Annotated in this window: 17 protein-coding genes; 4 read left to right on the top strand and 13 right to left on the bottom strand. The window is 39.8% G+C overall.

What is annotated here, in order from left to right; all coding sequences use genetic code 11:
- Positions 1-115: 115 nt before the first annotated feature.
- The 4 genes from DF216_RS00555 to DF216_RS00570 all read right to left on the bottom strand — a co-directional run bounded on the left by DF216_RS00555 (position 116) and on the right by DF216_RS00570 (position 6,390).
- Positions 116-2,653 (bottom strand): pneumococcal-type histidine triad protein, encoded by a 2,538-nt coding sequence (locus tag DF216_RS00555; RefSeq protein WP_129325605.1) that lies wholly within the window; start codon positions 2,651-2,653, stop codon positions 116-118.
- Positions 2,654-2,898: 245 nt separating this feature from the next.
- A complete protein-coding gene (gene ptsP, locus DF216_RS00560; protein ID WP_129325606.1) occupies positions 2,899-4,632 on the bottom strand; it encodes a phosphoenolpyruvate--protein phosphotransferase in 1,734 nt (577 codons plus the stop codon).
- 5 nt (positions 4,633-4,637) lie between these two features.
- Positions 4,638-4,901 carry a phosphocarrier protein HPr gene (locus DF216_RS00565; RefSeq protein ID WP_000146948.1) on the bottom strand — a complete coding sequence of 88 codons (264 nt, stop codon included), beginning with the start codon at positions 4,899-4,901 and terminating at the stop codon, positions 4,638-4,640.
- Between the two features lie 268 nt (positions 4,902-5,169).
- Positions 5,170-6,390: an alpha/beta hydrolase family protein gene (locus DF216_RS00570; RefSeq protein ID WP_009730105.1), complete on the bottom strand. Its 1,221-nt coding sequence runs from the start codon at positions 6,388-6,390 to the stop codon at positions 5,170-5,172.
- A 651-nt stretch (positions 6,391-7,041) separates the two neighbouring features.
- Between DF216_RS00570 and nrdH the strand changes: the two genes are divergently transcribed.
- From nrdH to DF216_RS00590, 4 genes are all read left to right on the top strand, one after another.
- Positions 7,042-7,260, top strand: coding sequence for a glutaredoxin-like protein NrdH (nrdH, locus tag DF216_RS00575; RefSeq protein WP_000259240.1), 219 nt, complete (start codon positions 7,042-7,044; stop codon positions 7,258-7,260).
- Positions 7,261-7,340: 80 nt separating this feature from the next.
- Positions 7,341-9,500 carry a class 1b ribonucleoside-diphosphate reductase subunit alpha gene (nrdE, locus tag DF216_RS00580; RefSeq protein WP_129325607.1) on the top strand — a complete coding sequence of 720 codons (2,160 nt, stop codon included), beginning with the start codon at positions 7,341-7,343 and terminating at the stop codon, positions 9,498-9,500.
- Positions 9,501-9,694: 194 nt separating this feature from the next.
- Complete coding sequence (gene nrdF, locus DF216_RS00585; RefSeq protein ID WP_000451379.1) at positions 9,695-10,657, top strand: class 1b ribonucleoside-diphosphate reductase subunit beta; 963 nt, start codon at positions 9,695-9,697, stop codon at positions 10,655-10,657.
- 138 nt (positions 10,658-10,795) lie between these two features.
- Complete coding sequence (locus DF216_RS00590) at positions 10,796-11,563, top strand: DeoR/GlpR family DNA-binding transcription regulator (RefSeq protein WP_000917581.1); 768 nt, start codon at positions 10,796-10,798, stop codon at positions 11,561-11,563.
- Between the two features lie 40 nt (positions 11,564-11,603).
- Here DF216_RS00590 and lacG read toward each other — a convergent pair whose 3' ends face one another.
- The 9 genes from lacG to DF216_RS00635 form a co-directional block, all read right to left on the bottom strand.
- Complete coding sequence (gene lacG, locus DF216_RS00595) at positions 11,604-13,010, bottom strand: 6-phospho-beta-galactosidase (protein ID WP_129325608.1); 1,407 nt, start codon at positions 13,008-13,010, stop codon at positions 11,604-11,606.
- 84 nt (positions 13,011-13,094) lie between these two features.
- Entirely contained in the window at positions 13,095-14,789 is a 1,695-nt protein-coding gene (locus tag DF216_RS00600) for a lactose-specific PTS transporter subunit EIIC (protein WP_129325609.1), read from the bottom strand.
- Complete coding sequence (locus DF216_RS00605) at positions 14,789-15,106, bottom strand: PTS lactose/cellobiose transporter subunit IIA (RefSeq protein ID WP_001078323.1); 318 nt, start codon at positions 15,104-15,106, stop codon at positions 14,789-14,791. Before DF216_RS00605 ends, DF216_RS00600 begins: the two co-directional genes overlap by 1 nt.
- 35 nt (positions 15,107-15,141) lie before the next feature.
- Entirely contained in the window at positions 15,142-15,978 is an 837-nt protein-coding gene (locus DF216_RS00610) for a PRD domain-containing protein (RefSeq protein ID WP_129325610.1), read from the bottom strand.
- Positions 15,979-16,212: 234 nt separating this feature from the next.
- On the bottom strand, positions 16,213-17,193 hold the full coding sequence (gene lacD, locus DF216_RS00615) for a tagatose-bisphosphate aldolase (protein WP_129325611.1): 981 nt from the start codon (positions 17,191-17,193) through the stop codon (positions 16,213-16,215).
- 1 nt (position 17,194) lies between these two features.
- Positions 17,195-18,124 carry a tagatose-6-phosphate kinase gene (locus tag DF216_RS00620; protein WP_129325612.1) on the bottom strand — a complete coding sequence of 310 codons (930 nt, stop codon included), beginning with the start codon at positions 18,122-18,124 and terminating at the stop codon, positions 17,195-17,197.
- A gap of 10 nt (positions 18,125-18,134) precedes the next feature.
- Complete coding sequence (gene lacB, locus DF216_RS00625; protein ID WP_045591451.1) at positions 18,135-18,650, bottom strand: galactose-6-phosphate isomerase subunit LacB; 516 nt, start codon at positions 18,648-18,650, stop codon at positions 18,135-18,137.
- 30 nt (positions 18,651-18,680) lie between these two features.
- Positions 18,681-19,106, bottom strand: coding sequence for a galactose-6-phosphate isomerase subunit LacA (lacA, locus tag DF216_RS00630; protein WP_000029277.1), 426 nt, complete (start codon positions 19,104-19,106; stop codon positions 18,681-18,683).
- A gap of 286 nt (positions 19,107-19,392) precedes the next feature.
- A complete protein-coding gene (locus DF216_RS00635) occupies positions 19,393-20,289 on the bottom strand; it encodes an aldose 1-epimerase family protein (RefSeq protein ID WP_129325613.1) in 897 nt (298 codons plus the stop codon).
- Positions 20,290-20,334: the final 45 nt, after the last annotated feature.

Raw genomic sequence — 20,334 nt, forward strand, 5'->3', positions numbered from 1 at the left:
TTGCACATTTTCATGAAAAAAATGAGAACTAGAACTTACATTCTGTTCTCATTTTCGATTTTAACTTTTCTAGTTCTCCTATCCTGTTTTTAGGAGTTAGAAAATGTTGTTACAACTACTTACTCTCCCTTAACAAAGCCAATAATTTTTCAGCTTCTGCCATAATAGTATTGTTGTCCTGGGAGCCAAATAGCAGGTTATTTTTTAAGCCAGTGAGAGTTTCTTTGGCATTGGACTTGATAATGGGGTCTTGGATCTTTGCAAGTAGCTCTTCAGCCTCTCTCAGTTTTTCTTCAACCTTTTCAGTTTCAACCTGAGGTTCTTCTGGTTCCTCTGGTGATTCTTCTTCTGGCTCCTCAGTTGGTTTTGGAGATTCTGGTTTCTCACTCTGAGGTTTCTCTTCGCGAGGTTTTTCTTCCTCAGGTTTTTCTGTACGAGGTTTCTCCTCTGATGGTTTTTCCGTTTGATTGGTATCAGCTTGACCATTTTGGTTTCTTTGAACATGGTTACTTGCATTGCCCCAACCACTATCTGAATGCGGACGTTCGTTTGGATGTTCGACATAGTACTTGACAGTCGCAAAGAGATCTTCTAGACTATACCCCTTAGGTGCCTCATAAAGTCCTTCGTCAAACCACTCAAATTTGATGTTATGGTAATGATCATAATGAGGAATGATTAAACTACCGTTTTTAACTTCCACGGTATGTTGGAGATTGTAAGGCATACGATCAAGCGGCACCTTCTTAGCTGCTTTCACGCGGTTGTAGATAGCTTCTGCTCCTTTAGCCTCCGTATTTCCTGGATTCTGATGGTCTGTTGAAGGAGGCGTTAAACCTTTCTCTTTAGCATAAGCCTGGGCTGCCGCTCTTTCAGCTTCAGACAAACTATCTTTCTTAATCCAATGACTATGGGTCATATGTGGAGTTACATAGGCATCCCCCTCATCACTGGTGATATCACGAGGATCAAAGATATAACCGTCTTCTGTTGTATACTTACCTGCCAACTTGGCTACTTGAATCTCATCATCAGTGTAGGCAATTTGCGCATTTGGTTTTCCTAAACGTTCTGGATGACGAATCGGTGCTAGAAAGGCCAAGATATCATCCACCAACTTGATTTTATCACTTGAGGCATCATTGAGACGTTCCAAGAGTTTATCCAAAGCGTCAAAATCAGCTTGGCGCCCTTTATTATCAAGTAAGTCTTGATGAACTTTTGCTAGTAAATCATAAGCCTTATTGTAAAATCCTCGATTAGCAGATGGGAGGTTAGTTTTCTTAGCTCCTAGCTTATGACCTAAACTTTCTTGCTTAGCTAGTTTGCTATCAATGGCTGTAGCAGTTTCAGCTGAAAGTTCCTTGGCAGGAATATAACGTGAGATTCCATTCTCCTCAAATACATAGCCATCAGCTACTTTTCGAATCGCTTGTTTAACCAATTTTTCATCAATTGGATTGCTTGGAGCTGGTTGAGGATTTGGTGCAGGTTGCGGGCTTGGACTAGGTTCCGGAGTCGGTTGTGGACTTGGTTGTTCTGGTCTTGAATCCGGCACCCAATGGTTCGAACGATAGCGAAGCGGGATGATGCGAGCGATTCGCTCTTCCAATTCAGACATTTGTTCGTAAGGGATAAAATGGTAATGGTCACCATGAGGTACAGCAACTCCTCTAGCTGTTCGACTTGTAATCTGTGCTGGGTCGAAGACAAGACCATCAGATTCTACGTGTCGTTGGCTGAGCGGCAAGGCGTAAAGTTGTTTCAGAAGGCTATCAATATCCTCATCACTCTGACTTGCTTGGTTATCGTCGCTACTGTTGTTAGCTGTGTTCGTGTTCGTATAGCTGTTGCCTTGATTATTATAGGATGGAGTCCATCTATCTACATCGCTGCTAGCACTGTTGTTATTGGTACGGCGATAAGTAGGCGTATTTGATTGGCCACTTCTACCAGATAGAAAGGCTTCTGCTGCAGCCAATTCGCTGGCTGATAACTCGCTCTTGGGAATGTAATGGTAATGGTCGCCATGAGGAACGATATAAGCATCACCAGTATCTTCAATGATATCGGATGCATTAAAGATGTAACCATCATCTGTGGTGTAGCGTCCCTGTGAACGTGCCAAGGCTACCGCACCATCGTTTGCTGAAGTCCCTCTTTCACGATGCTGACTATGTTCTTGTTTTTGCCGATTGATTTCTTCTTTCGTACGGACATTATCCGCATGTGCAGTGTCCTTAAGGTAAACATAGTATTTTCCATCTACCTTGATAACATAACCGCCCTTGATTTCACTGACAATATCCTCGTCCTTGAGCTGGTAGTTTGGATCCTTCATCAGCAACTCTTCACTGATGATGGCATCATAAGGAACCTTGCCATTGTAATAATGATAGTGGTCACCATGTGAAGTGACATAGCCTTGGTCTGTTATCTTGATGACGATTTGCTCGGCATTGATGCCTTCTTTCTTGCTAACCTCATCAGGAGTCAGATTCTCCGTTTTTTGCGCAGTTTGTTTACCATCAACGTAAGACACACGGTTATTTTCCTTGACCGTTCTGGCTTGATACAGTCCCAACTCGTAAGAGCAAACACTTAAAATTAAAGCTGCCGCAGAACCAGCAAGGTATTTTTTATTAATTTTCATCGAAACTCTCTTTCTTTTTTAATATTTCTATTTGCAATTCATTTCTAAATTGCAGAAACTCCTCTCTATTAATTAACTGGTTAATAGTTTACTCCTAAATTTGCAACTTGTCAAGAATTTTATGAACCAGTTAAGTATTTTTTTGTTCTGACCACAACTTTCTCAAGATTGGACTTTATATAAGAAAAATTAGCTTGAAAATTCTTTAAAAAAATCCCTGCAACTGAGTTGCAGGGATTTTTCGATTAATCAAAATTAACGTATTCTTTTTGAAGTTCAAGAACTTCTTCCATTGTTGAGCATTCTGTAAGGGCACGGTTTGCGTACTCTTCCATCTTAGCTGTATCGAGTTTCTTCATCAAGCTACGTGTACGAAGTACTGATGTTGCTGACATAGAGAACTCATCCAAGCCCATTCCGACAAGAAGTGGAACAGCTTGTTGGTCACCAGCCATCTCACCACACATACCTGCCCATTTACCTTTAGCGTGAGCTGCTTTGATAACGTTGTTAATCAAACGAAGGATTGATGGGTTGTATGGTTGGTAAAGGTATGAAACTTGTTCGTTCATACGGTCTGCTGCCATTGTGTATTGGATCAAGTCGTTTGTACCAATTGAGAAGAAGTCAACTTCTTTAGCAAATTGGTCTGCAAGCATTGCCGCTGCAGGAATCTCGATCATGATACCAACTTGGATATTGTCCGCAACTGCAACACCTTCAGCAAGAAGGTTTGCTTTTTCTTCATCAAAGACTGCTTTCGCTGCACGGAATTCTTTCAAGAGTGCAACCATTGGGAACATGATACGCAATTGACCGTGAACAGAAGCACGAAGGAGGGCACGGATTTGTGTACGGAACATAGCATCTCCAGTTTCAGAAATAGAGATACGAAGGGCACGGAATCCAAGGAATGGGTTCATTTCGTGAGGCATATCGAAGTAAGGAAGTTCCTTATCTCCACCGATATCCATTGTACGAACAACAACAGGTTTACCGTTCATTCCTTCAAGTACAGCCTTGTAAGCTTCGTACTGCTCGTCTTCTGTTGGGAAGTCTTGAGAATCCATGTACAAGAACTCTGTACGGTAAAGACCAACAGCTTCAGCACCGTTGTCATTGACACCTTCAACGTCTTTTGGAGTACCGATGTTGGCAGCCAATTCGAAATGTTTGCCATCAGCAGTTACTGTTTGTGCATCTTTCAAGAGCGCCCATTCAGCTTTTTGCTTCGCATAAGCTTCACCAGCAGACTTGAATTCAGCCGCTTGCTCATCAGTTGGATTGATAATAACCTCACCTGTGATACCGTTAACAGCAAGGATGTCACCGTCTTTAACGATTTCAGTGATGTTGTTTGTACCTAATACAGCAGCAATTTCAAGTGTACGTGCCATGATAGCTGAGTGGCTTGTACGTCCACCGATGTTGGTTACAAAAGCTTTTACAAAGTTTTTGTCCAATTGAGCTGTATCTGAAGGAGTCAAGTCATGCGCAATCACGATCACTTCTTCATTGATAGAAGCTGGGTTTGGCAATTTTTTACCAAGGAGGTTTGCCAATACACGTTTTGTCACGTCGCGGATATCCGCTGCGCGTTCTTGCATGTATGGGTTGTCTTCCATGCCTTCAAAGATAGTGATAAACATATCTGTAACTTCTTTCAGACCTGCTTCTGCATTCACTTTTTTCGCACGGATAGTTTCCTTGATTTGGCTGATCATTTCTGGGTCAGCAAGAACCATTAAGTGAGCATCAAAAACTTGAGCTGCTTCTTCACCGAGCGTACCTACTGCTTTCTCGCGAATAACAGAAAGCTCGTCTTGTGATGCCTGTAGAGCGGCATCAAGGCGAGCTTCTTCTGCGTTTGTATCTTCGACTGTAATAGTCTCAAATGACAAATCCGGTTGAACGAGTAGATATGCTTTTGCAACTGCAACACCATCAGATGCTGCGATTCCTTTAAGCATTTCTGTCATTTTCCTTATGCCAATCCTTCTTTTTCCATAGTTTCAGTGATAGCAGCAATTGCGTCGTCAGCATCTGCACCTTCAGCTGAAATTGTAACGTCAGCACCTTGGCCAACACCAAGACTCATAACACCCATGATAGATTTAAGGTTTACTGATTTACCTTTGTATTCAAGAGTGATATCTGAAGCAAATTTGCTAGCTGTTTGAACCAACAATGTTGCTGGACGTGCGTGAATACCTGTTTCTGCCACTACGTGGAAATCTTTAGAAGCCATAGTTTGACTCTCCTTTAGTTATTTCTTTTTTTGGATTATATGTGATAACCCTTACAAGACTGTATTATATCACCTTCTAGATAATTTTTCAAGTATTTTATGGACTTTTACTGAAAATGAACTTGCTTCTTTTTCTATCATACAGGTACTATGGGAAATTTGGGCACAAATTATTAATAGTATAGAATTATCTAGTTAGCCACTTAACGTAAAATAATCTTTTGATGTCTCACATTAAAATAGATATACCTAAGTAGTGTAAGCGTGGCTAAAAATTCAATCTATTCCATTCAAATAAAGTGTCCAACCAATCAAAAACTATATTATGGGCGAGTCTTAAATTATTGACTTGACAATGAGCATCTGCACCGCTTTCGGAGTCAAAAACCTGAAGTTTAGTTTGCGGATTTTTAGATTTAAGCGCTTCATAAATTACCTTAGTTTGTCGTTGCAGCTCAGTACCTTCTCCCTTTCCCATTATAAACAGGCAAGGACATTGAATTTTTTGATAATCTACAATCTTTGCGTGGTTAAATACATCATCAATAGCACTCTTAAAATCAGAAGTACCAAACTGCCATGCATACTTTTTAAGATTCAAATTTGCTGATTCATTCAAATTTCCAGCTAATTTTAAAATGGCATTTATTAACCAACTAGGTGCTTTCAAACTTGATCCAAATTCTTTTCTGAAAAGTTCTGCAACGTCGTAAATAGGGGTACTAGCAATCCAAGCATGAATTCTTGGATCCTTTTCAACAGCTTGTGCGGTAAAATATCCCCCTCCGCTGACACCATAAATGGCTAAATAATTTAGTTTAGGATTTCTATTTTCCAACCAGTCTATGCATAATGAAATTGGAATAGAGGCATCCACATCAAAGACCAGCCCTCTACTAGGATTGCTCCCTTGACCGGGAAGGTCAACCATTAAAACATTATAATTTCGTATCCATCCAGGATATCCTGCAAAGTAAAATAAATCTTCGCGATAAGTATCACCTCCACCAATCATGATTAGCGTTGGGCAATTATCGCCGCTATGAAGATAATAACCAGGCAAGTAAGAACCCTGATAGGTAATAGTTAATTTTTCAATCGGTGCACCTAGTGAATGAATTGCACTAGAAAACACCTTCTCCATTTGACGAACGGTCGGTAAATACTCTTCAGAAAATGGATCGGTAAATTGGATTGCCGAGCGAAGTGAGTAGGTCTGTGCAAGATAATACTGCGCCTTTGTTTGTTCACTCAACCCTGAATTACTTGCTTCTTGTTCAAGGTAGTTTACATGCGATAAAAATACATTTTTCCAGTCATCAGGCTTTGGTGAGTTCCCCAATCTTTGAGCAAGATAATAAAGCTCTCCATGAGAGAAACCAAAAATTTCACCGATTCCTAACAACCAATTGAAGAAAAAATCCGTATCACCATTCTTAAAAAATATTTGAGTCGATTGCCGTTTTAAAATAACATCATTTTCTTTCACCACGCGCCTCCTAATTCTGTATTCTTTCATTCATTTAATCTAATTATAATCTGATAACATTCTCTATCAAACAAAAGTATCCAGATATCCATTTTTTAATCTTATAATCACAGATAGTGTATCACATAAAATGAACTTTTTCAAACATTGTATTTATATACTCCTTATGAAAGGATACGAAACTCATAAGTATCCTATATAAAATTAACCAATGATCCATTTTTATGAATACATCATAATCTGTCATTTCCATTTTGGTTATATTTTAGATATTCTAATACAAATATTGGGACATCTTGTGTAGAAAATTTCTTTTTTCGTAAATATTACAGTTTCTATTTTGTTAAAGTATTATCTCAGCTATACTTATTCCTGTTCTTACGATTTTTGCTATTTTCTTCGATTTCCTTTCTGATAACTTGCTGAAAATCTTCTATTTATATTGCCAATATACAGTATGTAGTTTTTTTATTTTGAGAAAGTTTGACAGTTCAACGGAAATCAAAATTTATGTTTTCGAAAACACTATATCTTGTGTTTTGATTTCAAAACCGTAACTTTTTGGCACAAGATTTAGTTTAAAAAGTTTGACAAAGTTTTTTTTTCTGATATACTAAGAAAGTAATCTATTTTGAAAGAGGAGTTACGAAAATGGTAACCGTTTATTCTAAAAACAACTGTGTCCAATGTAAGATGACCAAGCGTTTCTTGGACAGCAACAATGTCGCTTATCGTGAGATCAATCTCGACGAGCAACCAGAGTACATCGATCAAGTTAAAGAGCTCGGTTTCAGCGCTGCTCCTGTCATCCAAACACCAACTGAAGTCTTTTCAGGTTTCCAACCAGGAAAACTAAAACAGTTAGCATAATTTTAGTACATCATCCAGAAGAGATTGCTTCTAGGGCTAACTTAGAGGCCTTTCTTTTGTAATTAGATAAAGGAAATTTTATGGGATTAAAACATCTTGAGGACGTAACTTACTTCCGTCTCAATAACGAAATCAACCGTCCTGTCAATGGACAAATCATGCTTCATAAAGATAAGGAAGCCTTGGATGCCTTCTTTAAAGAAAATGTGGTTCCAAATACCATGGTTTTTGATTCAATTACTGATAAAATCAACTACCTCATTGAACACAACTACATCGAAACTGCATTTCTCAAGAAATACCGTCCAGAGTTTTTGGAAGAATTGCATCAATTTATCAAAGACCAAAACTTCCAATTCAAATCATTCATGGCTGCCTATAAGTTTTACAACCAGTATGCCTTGAAGACTAATGACGGTGAATATTACCTTGAAAGTATGGAAGACCGTGTCTTCTTTAATGCACTTTATTTTGCTGACGGGGATGAAGCGATTGCGACTGATATTGCCAATGAAATCATCCACCAACGCTACCAACCTGCTACTCCTTCCTTCTTGAATGCTGGTCGTGCTCGTCGTGGGGAGTTGGTATCTTGCTTCTTAATCCAAGTAACTGATGATATGAACTCTATCGGCCGTTCTATCAACTCAGCTCTCCAACTTTCACGTATCGGTGGTGGTGTGGGAATTTCCCTCAGCAACCTTCGTGAAGCTGGCGCACCTATCAAAGGTTATGAAGGTGCTGCTTCTGGTGTCGTACCAGTTATGAAACTCTTCGAAGACAGTTTCTCCTACTCTAACCAATTGGGTCAGCGTCAAGGTGCTGGGGTTGTCTACCTCAATGTCTTTCACCCAGATATCATCGCCTTCCTTTCCACTAAGAAAGAAAATGCTGATGAAAAAGTTCGTGTAAAGACCCTTTCACTCGGTGTTGTGGTGCCCGATAAATTCTACGAATTAGCTCGTAAAAATGAAGAAATGTATCTCTTTAGCCCTTACTCTGTAGAGCTTGAGTACGGTGTACCGTTCAACTACATCGACATCACTGAAAAATACGATGAATTGGTCGCAAATCCAAACATCCGCAAGACAAAAATCAAGGCGCGTGATTTGGAAACTGAAATCTCTAAATTGCAACAAGAATCTGGTTACCCTTATGTCGTCAACATTGATACGGCTAACCGTGCAAATCCTGTCGATGGAAAGATTATCATGAGTAACTTGTGTTCCGAGATTCTTCAAGTTCAAGAACCAAGCTTGATCAACGATGCTCAAGAATTCCTTCAAATGGGAACGGACGTTTCATGTAACCTTGGTTCAACCAACGTGGTCAACATGATGACGTCACCTGACTTTGGTCGTTCTATCCGCGCTATGGTTCGTGCCCTTACTTTCGTTACAGATAGTTCACACATCGTAGCTGTTCCTACTATCGACCACGGAAATAGCTTGGCCCACACCTTTGGGCTTGGTGCAATGGGACTTCACAGTTACCTTGCCCAACAACTGATCGAATATGGATCAGCTGAGTCAGTTGAATTTACAAGCATCTACTTTATGCTTATGAACTACTGGACCTTGGTAGAATCTAATAACATCGCGCGTGAACGTGGTATCACCTTCCACAACTTTGAAAAATCAGACTATGCTAACGGAAGCTACTTCGACAAGTATGTGACAGGCGAATTTGTTCCAAAATCAGACCGTGTCAAAGAGCTCTTTAAAGATGTCTTTATTCCAAGCGCTACTGACTGGGCTGAACTTCGAGAAAAGGTTCAAGCAGATGGACTTTACCATCAAAACCGTCTAGCTGTTGCTCCAAATGGTTCTATCAGCTACATCAACGACGTTTCTGCTTCTATCCATCCTATTACACAACGTATCGAAGAACGCCAAGAGAAGAAAATTGGTAAGATCTACTACCCTGCCGCAGGCTTGTCAACAGACACTATCCCTTACTACACTTCTGCTTATGACATGGATATGCGTAAGGTGATTGATGTTTACGCGGCTGCAACTAAGCACGTAGATCAAGGGCTTTCGCTCACTCTCTTCATGCGTAGCGACATTCCAAAAGGTCTTTACGAATGGAAGAAGGAAAACAAACAAACGACACGTGACCTGTCAATCCTTCGTAACTATGCCTTTAACAAGGGAATCAAGTCCATTTACTACGTCCGTACCTTTACAGACGACGGTGGGGAAGTTGGTGCTAACCAATGTGAAAGCTGTGTGATTTAATTTTAGTCTAAGGCAACCACATTTTCTCAGACTACTGATTAAGTTACCCGTCATACAAAACTTGATAAGTATCTTAAATACTATGAAAAACTAAAAAGTCGGGCTTCCGACTTTTTGTGCGATACTCTTCTCAGACTATGATAAAATAGAGAAGATTCCTTCATCGCATTATTACATACAGAAAGAGATTTCAAATGGAAACTTACTACAAAGCCATTAACTGGAATGCCATCGAAGATGTCATCGACAAATCAACTTGGGAAAAATTGACGGAGCAATTCTGGCTCGATACGCGTATCCCCTTGTCAAATGACCTAGACGACTGGAGAAAACTATCAAACAAGGAAAAGGACTTGGTAGGAAAAGTCTTTGGTGGTTTGACCCTTTTGGATACCATGCAATCAGAAACAGGGGTTCAGGCTCTTCGTTCAGACATCCGTACACCGCATGAGGAAGCTGTTTTTAACAACATCCAATTTATGGAATCTGTCCACGCAAAATCTTATTCATCTATCTTTTCTACCTTGAATACCAAGGCTGAGATTGAAGAAATCTTTGAATGGACCAACACCAACCCTTACCTACAAAGAAAAGCAGAAATTATCAATGAAATCTACCTCAATGGTACGCCTCTTGAAAAGAAGGTTGCCAGCGTCTTCCTTGAAACCTTCCTCTTCTACTCTGGTTTCTTTACACCGCTCTACTATCTCGGTAACAACAAACTAGCCAACGTTGCGGAAATCATCAAACTGATCATCCGTGATGAGTCTGTTCATGGAACATACATTGGTTACAAATTCCAACTTGGTTTCAACGAATTGCCTGAAGAAGAGCAAGAAAAACTCAAAGAATGGATGTACGACCTGCTCTATACCCTCTACGAGAACGAAGAGGGCTATACAGAAAGCCTCTATGACGGTGTTGGCTGGACCGAAGAAGTCAAAACCTTCCTTCGTTACAATGCCAATAAGGCCCTTATGAACCTAGGACAAGATCCACTCTTCCCAGATTCAGCTGATGATGTCAATCCTATCGTCATGAACGGTATTTCAACAGGAACTTCTAACCACGACTTCTTCTCTCAAGTCGGAAATGGTTATCTCCTTGGTGAAGTTGAAGCCATGCAAGACGAGGATTACAACTACGGTTTAGACTAATTTGACCAATCATTCAAAATATCATGGTTTGTTTAAAACAACCATGGTATTTTTGTTTTTGTTTTATTTTGTTTTTTCTATTTGATTGATTGAGCGTTTTATGGTAAGATAATAATAGTAGAAATCGAGGTGATAAGGATGCTAAAGCAAGAAAAACTAGATAGTATTCTAGAAGCAGTAAACACAAAAGGCACTATTACTGTAAAAGAGATTATGGAGAGTCTTGATGTGTCAGATATGACAGCTCGCCGCTACTTACAAGAATTGGCAGATAAGGATTTGCTTGTTCGTGTGCACGGTGGCGCTGAAAAACTTCGTACAGGTTCTCTCTTAAACAACGAACGCTCAAATGTTGAAAAACAAGGCTTGCAGATTGCTGAAAAACAAGAAATTAGCCGTTTTGCAGGTCATTTGATTGACGAAGGTGAAACCATTTTTATCGGGCCAGGAACAACCTTAGAATGTTTTGCTCGTGAACTCCCAATTGATAATATTCGTGTTGTAACAAACAGTCTTCCTGTTTTTCTCATCCTAAACGAACGAAAACTAACAGATTTGATCTTGATTGGCGGAAATTATCGCTCTATCACTGGTGCTTTTGTAGGGACACTCACCTTGCAGGATTTGACTAACCTTCAGTTCTCTAAGGCTTTTGTAAGTTGTAATGGTATCAAGGATAAGGCTATTGCCACCTTCAGTGAGGAGGAAGGCGAAGCGCAACGAATCGCCTTGAACAATGCCAATAAAAAATACTTACTGGCAGACCACAGCAAGTTTAATAAGTTTGATTTTTACACTTTCTACAATATCTCAGAGATTGATACTATCGTTTCAGATGCAAAACTGAGTCAGGAGACATTTGAAGATTTATCGAAACAAACAACCATTCTTTTATCAAAACCATAAAAATTCCCCTGCTTTTTGGCGGGGAATTTTTTTGTTAGTTTTAGTCAATAATCTGCGTCTCAGCTAGTTTCTTGTACCAGTGAGCCGATTTCTTTGGATAACGCTCCTGGGTGTCAAAATCAACATAGAAGAGGCCGTAACGCTTTTCGTAACCATTTGACCAAGAAAAGACATCCATCAGCGACCAGATAAAGTAGCCTTTGACATTGGCTCCATCGGAGATTGCATCTGCAATCACTTCCATATGTTTCTTAACATAATCAATCCGTCCATCATCATAGACTGTCCCATCCACAAACTCATCTTTGTATCCGAGACCATTCTCTGTGATGTAGATTTTCTTGTAGTTTGGGTAATCTTTCTTCACGCGCATGATTTGATCATACAAACCTTGAGGGTAGATAATCCAGTCCCAATCCGTACGTGGTACATAATCTGGAGCTACTCGACGTCCAACTCCCTTAATCTGATACTTAGAGCTTCCTTTTTCACCCTTACCGTTATGAATGATTTCTGTTTCGCCATCAAAGGCTTGCATCCAATCACTCATATAGTAGTTAATACCGAGGAAGTCATTCAAGTCTTTTGCTGCTTCTAGGACTGCGAAATCTTCTTCACGCAAATCTAAGCTACCACCATTGACTGCTAGGATATGGTCGACACCTTCCATCGTTTCTTCGGAATATCGTCCTAGATAAGTCGCGTCTAGGATAAACTTGTTATGGATGATATCTTCTAACTCGGCTGCACGAACATCTGCTGGATTATCTGGATCCAGAGGATACTTAGTAGGCAGTGCATGAACCACACCAATTTCACCCTTATATCCCTTATCCTTGAAAAGTTTTACTGCACGCGCATGCGACACCATCATATTGTGATGAGATTGGAAGACTTTGGCAAGGTCGTACTGGATACCTGGAGGGAACTTCCCAACCAAATACTGACCATCTCCTATCGGCCCAATTTCATTAAAGGTTGTCCAAAAGTTAACTTCAGGAAATTCTTCAAAACAGAAGGCTGCATAATCCACAAAGTGATCAATGTTTTCTCTATTCAGAAAATCTCCGTTTGAATGAAGTGCTTCTGGCGTGTCAAAATGATGAAGAGTCACGAAGGGCTCAACATGCCGTTTGTGACACTCTGCAAATAGATTGTGATAGAACTCAACTCCCTTGTCATTGACTTTCCCATAACCAGTTGGAAAGATACGTGACCAAGCGATTGAAATACGGATACCATTAACACCATACTCTTCTGCAAGTTTGAGATCAACTGGATATTTGTGGTAGAAATCACTGGCTGGCTCAGCAGTGTACCAGTAGTTATCCTTAAGATATTTATCCCAGGCAACTGGGCCTTTTCCATCAGTATGTGTAGCGCCTTCTGCTTGATAGGCAGCTGTTGCGCCACCAAAAATAAAGTCTTTTGGAAGTGTTTTTGTCATTTGATTCACCTTTCAAGAAATAGAAATGAGATGGGGATATAGTTGGGAGGAGTTCCTCCATCTCACTTCTTCACTATTTACATTTTATTCTTCGAACTGCGCTTGAACAAAGGCAAGAGCGCCTTTTCCATCTCGAGTCAATTTAATGTATTGGCCACCTTCTGTCTTAGCAAGTTTGATACCAAGTTTGTCGGTTTCGGCCTTCATGTCTTCAAAGTTAGAAGCTACCTGAGGAGCAAGGATAACCAGATCAAACTCAGGCAACATTTCACGGTGAGCTCCATAGCCACCAGCTGCTGCTTTAACAGGAACATTGTACTCTGCGGCAGCCTTGTTTAGAGCATTTGCAAGGAGACCACTTGTACCTCCTCCTGCACAGAGAACGAGAACATTTGTTTCTTCTGTGATTGTGTTTTGCGCTGCTTCTACACCTACTTTTTCAAGAATAGCATCTGCTTTGGCAGTATTGAAGTTTGCTGCTACTTTTTCTTTCAATTCATCATTGGCTTTACCGGAACGCTCTTCTTCAAGAATTTGTTCATCATAAACCTTGAGGAATGGATAGTAGATGGCTACGTCAACAAGGATTAACAAAGCAGCAAGTACAAATGACAAGAATTGGAAGTTTGTACCGAGAACAATACCGAGCGGACCTGGTGTTGTCCAAGGAAGGTTGGCAGTAAATGAGTTCATGCCAAGCGTTTCAATGAAGAATTTAAAGATCCATACGTTGGCAATTGGCGCAAAGATGAAAGGAATAAAGAAGATTGGGTTCAAGACAAGCGGTGCACCAAACAGAATTGGTTCGTTAACTCCGAAGAAGGTTGGTACAACAGACGCGCGTCCGATTGCACGGTTCCGTTTGGATTTTGTTAACCACATGAACATGAATGGAACAACCAGTGTCGCACCAGTACCACCCATGGTAACGATAAACATTTGTGTACCAGAAGTAAGAATCTTGTCAGCGTGCATACCTTGTTGGAGAAGGTTCAAGTTGACTTCGGCATTTGCATAGGTAATAGCTGCGATTGCTGGCTCGACGATTGAAGGACCGTGGATACCAACAAACCAAAAGAAGGCAAAAGCACCAAAGATAATCGTAATACCTAGATAACCATCAGCAGCAGAGAATAATGGTGCAAAGAATTTACCGATTGATTCAGCTACGCTTGCACCAACAAAATGACGAGCTAGTAAATCAAGAGCATATAGAGAAACAACTGAAAGAGTGAATGGAATCACATCTTTAAAAACTTGTGAGATATTGGGTGGAACTTCGTCAGGCATACGGATGGTAACGTTGTTCTTAACACAAACCTTATAGATAGCTACAGTAACAAAGGCAGCAAGGAAGGCTGAAAGCAAACCTTTTGTCCCAAGGAAACCTGTCGCAAATCCACCTTCAATCGGATCAGCTGCCAACATCAACAAACCAACAATCGCAGCCAAAAGTGTTGACATATAGTTGATTTGATTGGTTTTCTCCATGCTACGGTTTACTGAGTCGGTCAATGACTTAGCTGTTGTCCCAGCTACCAAGAGAGCCAGAATCCCCATTGAATAACTATAAGGTTTCATGAGGAGATTAACAACATCATCAGACCATTTAAAGCCCCATGAGTTTGGTACAAAAGCAATCAAGATAAAGATACTTGAGAAGAGAATGACAGGCATACCAGCAATGAAACCATCACGAATAGCACGAAGGTAGATATTACGAGACAGTTTTTCAAAGAAAGGCTTTCCTTTCTCGATAAATGAAATTAATTTATTCATTACTTAACTCCTCTCTTATAGAGTTCGATTAAATGGTGCATCAAATCTTTTAACAAGATAGTTGTCATCAAGTGGTCTTGACCGTGCATCATGGTTACACTATAGGCCAAATCTTCACCAGCTGCTTCCTTAGTTAATAGACTTGTTTGCGCGTGGTGAGCCTCTGCAATGCAAGAACCAGCTTCCTCGACTAAGCTGTCTGCTTTCGCAAAATCGCCAGCTTCAGCAGCCTTTAAGGCTTCCAATAGTTTTGATCGAGCATCACCAGCATAGGCAACAATCTCAAAACCTAATAATGTTACTTCTTCTCTATTCATGATAGAATTCTCCTTATGTATTTTTAATTAAATTTTTATGACAATAAACGTTGGATATGTAGAACTAGATAAATTCGTTCACTTTTATACAAATCAAGACCCGTATGTTGCGTAATCACATCATAAATCTTGGAGCCAATTTCAAAGGCTTTTGGATAGGATTGTTTGATATGGTCTTCCATATCCAGAAGTGATTGGTTATCATCTCTGGAACGGTCTAAATAATCCAAAAAATAGTTGAGATGAATCATAAAACGATCATAGAAATGATTATTCTCTTTGGTTCGTTGAATTGCATAACTCTTCAGCACTTCTTCAACATTCCTGAGAATTTCTTTCCTCTTATCAATCGACTCCACAACCTCCACTTCATTCTCCCCTTCGGCATTGATGAAATGATAAGCGATCCGAATAATTTCATCCTCGGGGAAATGATCTGTCAACTTCTGACGATAGATTTCAAAGGCTTCATTAGCAATTTGAAAAGCAATAGGATACTTGGTAGAAATATCTGGCAGATTGCTATCCTTGTACCTTCCTTGTGTTAGAGCTTGATAAGAACAGTAAATATGATCTGTCAAGGTCACATAGAGATACTCTTGAATCGGATAATGATATTTCTTTGATAGCTTATCAATAATCTCATAGGTCACTGTGATAAAATCAAGCGGGACATCTTTGAGCAGAGCCATAAAGTTCTCTCTGGACTCTTCTGTCTTCATCCGAAAGATTTTTTCAACTTGTTCTTCAGCAATCAAATCCCCCTTCTTTTTCCCAAATGCAATCCCCTTACCAATCACAATCACTTCTTCTCCCTTGTCGTTTCTGACCAGCGAGACGTTGTGATTCATTGGGTTTAGAATTCGATACATGGCAACCTCCTTTTGCAGCTTAAAGGTATATGAGTACAAAAAATGACCACAAATGAACTAGAAAATCCTTTGATTTCTAATCCACCTGTGATCATGCCTAATATTACTTAGTAACACTCACCTTGTATTAACTTGTGATTTAAGTATAGCACAAGTAAGTTTTTTTGTAAACCTTTACATTCAACTTTTTTTAAAATTTTTTTAGATTCATGTTCCTAACCTAGGAGGACTTGCTTACACACGTTCTTTCCATGAAGTCGCTGTTGTTTGAAGAACTTTATTGAGTTCGTCAATGTTTTCAAAACCAGTTGTGCGCAACCACTCTCGAGCTGCTGCTTCACCATCTTTGATATAAGCTTCAACTGATCCAGCCCATGTTGCACGGCCACAAAGAACGCCGTTGAAGTTTGCGCCTGATTCGTGGGCAAAGACAAGGGTTTCTTGGAAGAGTTTAGCTGACACACCTGCACTCAAGTAGATGTATGGAAGATTTGTTGCTTCGTCTTGTGCTTTGAAGAAAGCTGCTGCTTCTTCGCGAGTATGGACGATTTCACCATCACCAAAGCCTTCAACGTATTTCACATTGACTGGAACTTCTACTTTCAAGACATCGATGTTAAAGCGTGGGTCTGAGAAGACCTTCATAGCACCGATAACCTTGTGTGGTTTCACTTTTGCGTATTCTGCAGAACCTGCGTCAGCAATTTTTTCATCGTAAGCCAAGATTTCAAGGAAGAATGGAATGTCTTCCGCCACACACTCAGAGCCGATACGTTCGATGTAGGCTTGTTTTTCTTGGTTGAGTTCGTCAGAACTGTCTACATCGTAGTAAAGCAAGAATTTGACTGCATCCGCACCTTGTTCTTTGATGCGTTTGGCAGACCAAACATCCAAACAGTCAGGCAAGCGTTTGGTGCTTGTTGTGTCGTAGCCAGTTTTCTCATAAGCAAGGAGAAGACCAGCATTGGCATCAAGCGCTTTTGTAGCTGGGAGACCATATTCAGGGTCTAGAAGCATTGATGAAGCGTATTTTGTCAATTCATCTGCAACCAATACTTTAAGTTCTTCCATTTGAGCTACTGTTGGCTCTTCTGTTTGGTATTGAGCCATGAGGCGTTTCAAAGCGCCACGTTGGTCAAAGGCAAGAGCTGAGATAATGCCATTTTCATCTGAAAGTTTTTCTAAGCGTGCACGTTTTTGTTCTGTTAAAACCATTTTATACCTCTTTTACGATTAGTTGGTCGTATAGACCTTGATAGTTAGCCATATTTACATGACCAGTCATTTTTTCTTGAGCATTGAGCATACCAAGGACATTTGCCTTGATGAGTAATTCTGCATCCGATTCTTTATGAAGAAGTCCTGAAGAAATTCCTGCTACAGTAGAATCTCCAGATCCGACAGGGTTGACTACCTGAATTCTAGGAATATCTACCTTGTAGAAAGTATCCCCATGTTTTGCAAAAGCACCATTTGCACCAAGTGAAACGATAATCCACTCAATCCCTGCAAATAGAGGCTCTTGAAGAACTTCCTTTAATTCATCCAAATCTTCTGAAACTTCTTTCCCAAGAAGCTGAGACAATTCTTCGTTATTTGGTTTGATAACTGTTGGTTTGTGTGGTGATTCAAGGACAGCCTGAAGGGCAGCACCTGAGCAGTCCAGAACAACTGGTTTCTCTGCTTTATTAGCAAGCTTCACCAAGTTTGCATAATAGTCAACTGGAAGACCTGCTGGCAGACTACCAGAGATGGCTACTACTTCCACAGTGGCAAGAAGATTTTCGAAATGAGCCAAGAAATCTTGCCCTTCTTGTTCTAGAACTTCAGGCCCTTTCTCAAGAATTTCTGTTTGGTTTTTACCGTGTAGAATAGCGATACAGTTACGAGTTTCTCCCTGAATGGAGAAGAAATCTTTCTTTACTTGATTATCGATATTTTCAACCAAAAACTCACCAAGTTTACCACCGACCAAACCAGTAGCAGCAACAGAATCACCAAATTCTGAAAGAACTCGTGTAACATTGAGCCCTTTACCGCCAGCTGTCTTGGTCACGTCCACCACACGGTTGACAGTGTCAATTTTCAATTCATCCAAAGGATAAGAAATATCAATGGATGGATTCATTGTGACTGTTAAAATCATACGTCACCTCTTAGTCGTGGTATTCACCGCGATCCCATTTTTCAAGGAATTCTGTAAAGAAGTTTGCATCTGCTTGATGAGCATTGTGAGTTTCAACATGCTCGATTTTCGCAATCAATTTTTTGTTTTCTTCAGATGGCTTGTATTCAGCATTGATGAAAGCTTCAATGATATCGCACATAAGCAATTCACCAGTGATTTTACCACCAAAACCAATAACGTTGGCGTTCAATTGTTCTTTAGCATAAAGAGCTGTTGTCATATCACGAACTAAGGCAGAACGGACACCAGGAACCTTATTTACAGCATTGTTGATACCGACACCTGTACCACAGATACATACCCCAAGATCAGCTTGACCGCTAACAACTGCTTCCCCTACTTTTTTACCAAAAATTGGGTAGTGTGTACGAGCATGATCGTAAGTACCAAAGTCAATGACTTCATGTCCTTTTGATTTCAAGAATTCTGAAACCGCCATTTTTTCATTTGTTACGATGTGGTCACATCCAATTGCAATTCTCATTTTTATCTTACCTTTCTTACTCTCTACCAATTAGCACATTTTGTTCAACATGTCGACACGGATTTGGTGACGTCCACCGTCGTATTTACCATTAACAAATCCTTTAGCGATGTTTTTAGCCAATTCGTCACCAACAAGTTGTGCCCCCATAGTAATCATACGAGAGTTGTTGTGGCCACGAGTCATATAAGCTGAACGTTCATCAGAAACTTCAGCAGCAACCATTCCTTTGATTTTAGTTGCGACCATGAATGGACCAGCACCATAAGCATCAATCACGATACCAAGGTTTTGTTCTTCTTTGTTTACTTCCGCAGCAACAGCAAGAGTCACATCAACAAAGTCTTGACCTTCAGCTGTAACATCCACAACGTGGAAGTTTTCTTTTTCCAAGAAGTCTTTCACAACTTCTTTCAATCTCAAACCTGCAGCGTCTGCACCAATAACAATAGACATATTGTTTACTCCTTTTTATTATTCTAGGCCAGTAAAGACTTTTATAGCTAGCAGTTTACCTACAAAAGACTTTCTAGCAGTTTATTGACAAATTTGATTGAATGAGATGAATACCACCTTATCCAAGTCCAGGAAACCAATTTCCTAAAAACAATCTTTCTCCGCGAAAGAGAATATAACAAGTGATTATTTGTTTGTTACAAACATCATTTGTTGCTTACAAACATAATATACTCCTATTTTTGAAAAAAGTCAACAGTAAATGTTTGTTTTTGTGGTTTTTTATCTAAAATATTTCAATATCAAAACCAATTTGATCCACTTGACCAGCTTCTAAGAGACGAACATTCTTCTTATCTTCTAAATGATCTCCTTCTTCAAGAGATGTAGATAATCCAGACCAAGGTTCAAAGGCAATGAAAGGACCTTTATTCAAAGTTGACCAGATAATGAGATTTGGAAACTCTGCAAAGTGCACTTTCAATCCCTTCTCATGTTTACGAGAACGAAGGGCAATTGTTCTGGATTGCAACTCATCCAAAGTCACTGCATCTGTGCTAAACAAATCATAGCTAAGGTCTAATTCTTTTTGCCCATCTAGCCATGGACTCCTATCTTGGAAGTCTAACATTCCTGTTTCTGGGAAAGGACGTGGAACAGAGCAAGTCTCTTCTTTTTCAAACTCTAAATAGTAATCTTCATAGACGTCATCATCAAGTAGAGGACAATTAAATCCTGGATGTCCTCCTATAAAGAATGGCATTACTTTATTCGTTTCTTTATTAAAGACTTTGTATTGAGTACGAACAGTCTTGCCGGTCACTAGATAAGTGATTTCAAGACGGAAATGATAAGGATAGTTTTGATAGCTATTCTCATCGTCTTCGATGGCAAAAGTTACGCTGTTTTCTGTTTGATCAACTAATTCAAATTCTTTTTTACGGACCAAACCATGACGAGGAATGATTCCTTTCGTCTCCGTTCCATCTTTGTGGCTATATAAGGCTGTGTCTTCTCTCAAAGAACCACAGATTGGAAAAAGTACTGGAGCTTGTCCACTCCAATAGCTGGAATCTCCTTGCCACAAGTACTCAATTCCATCTCGATCCTTGATTGATGACAAGGCGCCACCTAAGGTTTTAAACTGAACCGTTAACTGATCTGATTTTACTTCAATTACCATAATATTCTCCAACTATTTTTAGATTTTTATATAAAAAAACTAGGT

This window comes from Streptococcus oralis (assembly GCF_004127215.1).
GTDB classification, from domain to species: domain Bacteria; phylum Bacillota; class Bacilli; order Lactobacillales; family Streptococcaceae; genus Streptococcus; species Streptococcus oralis_BD.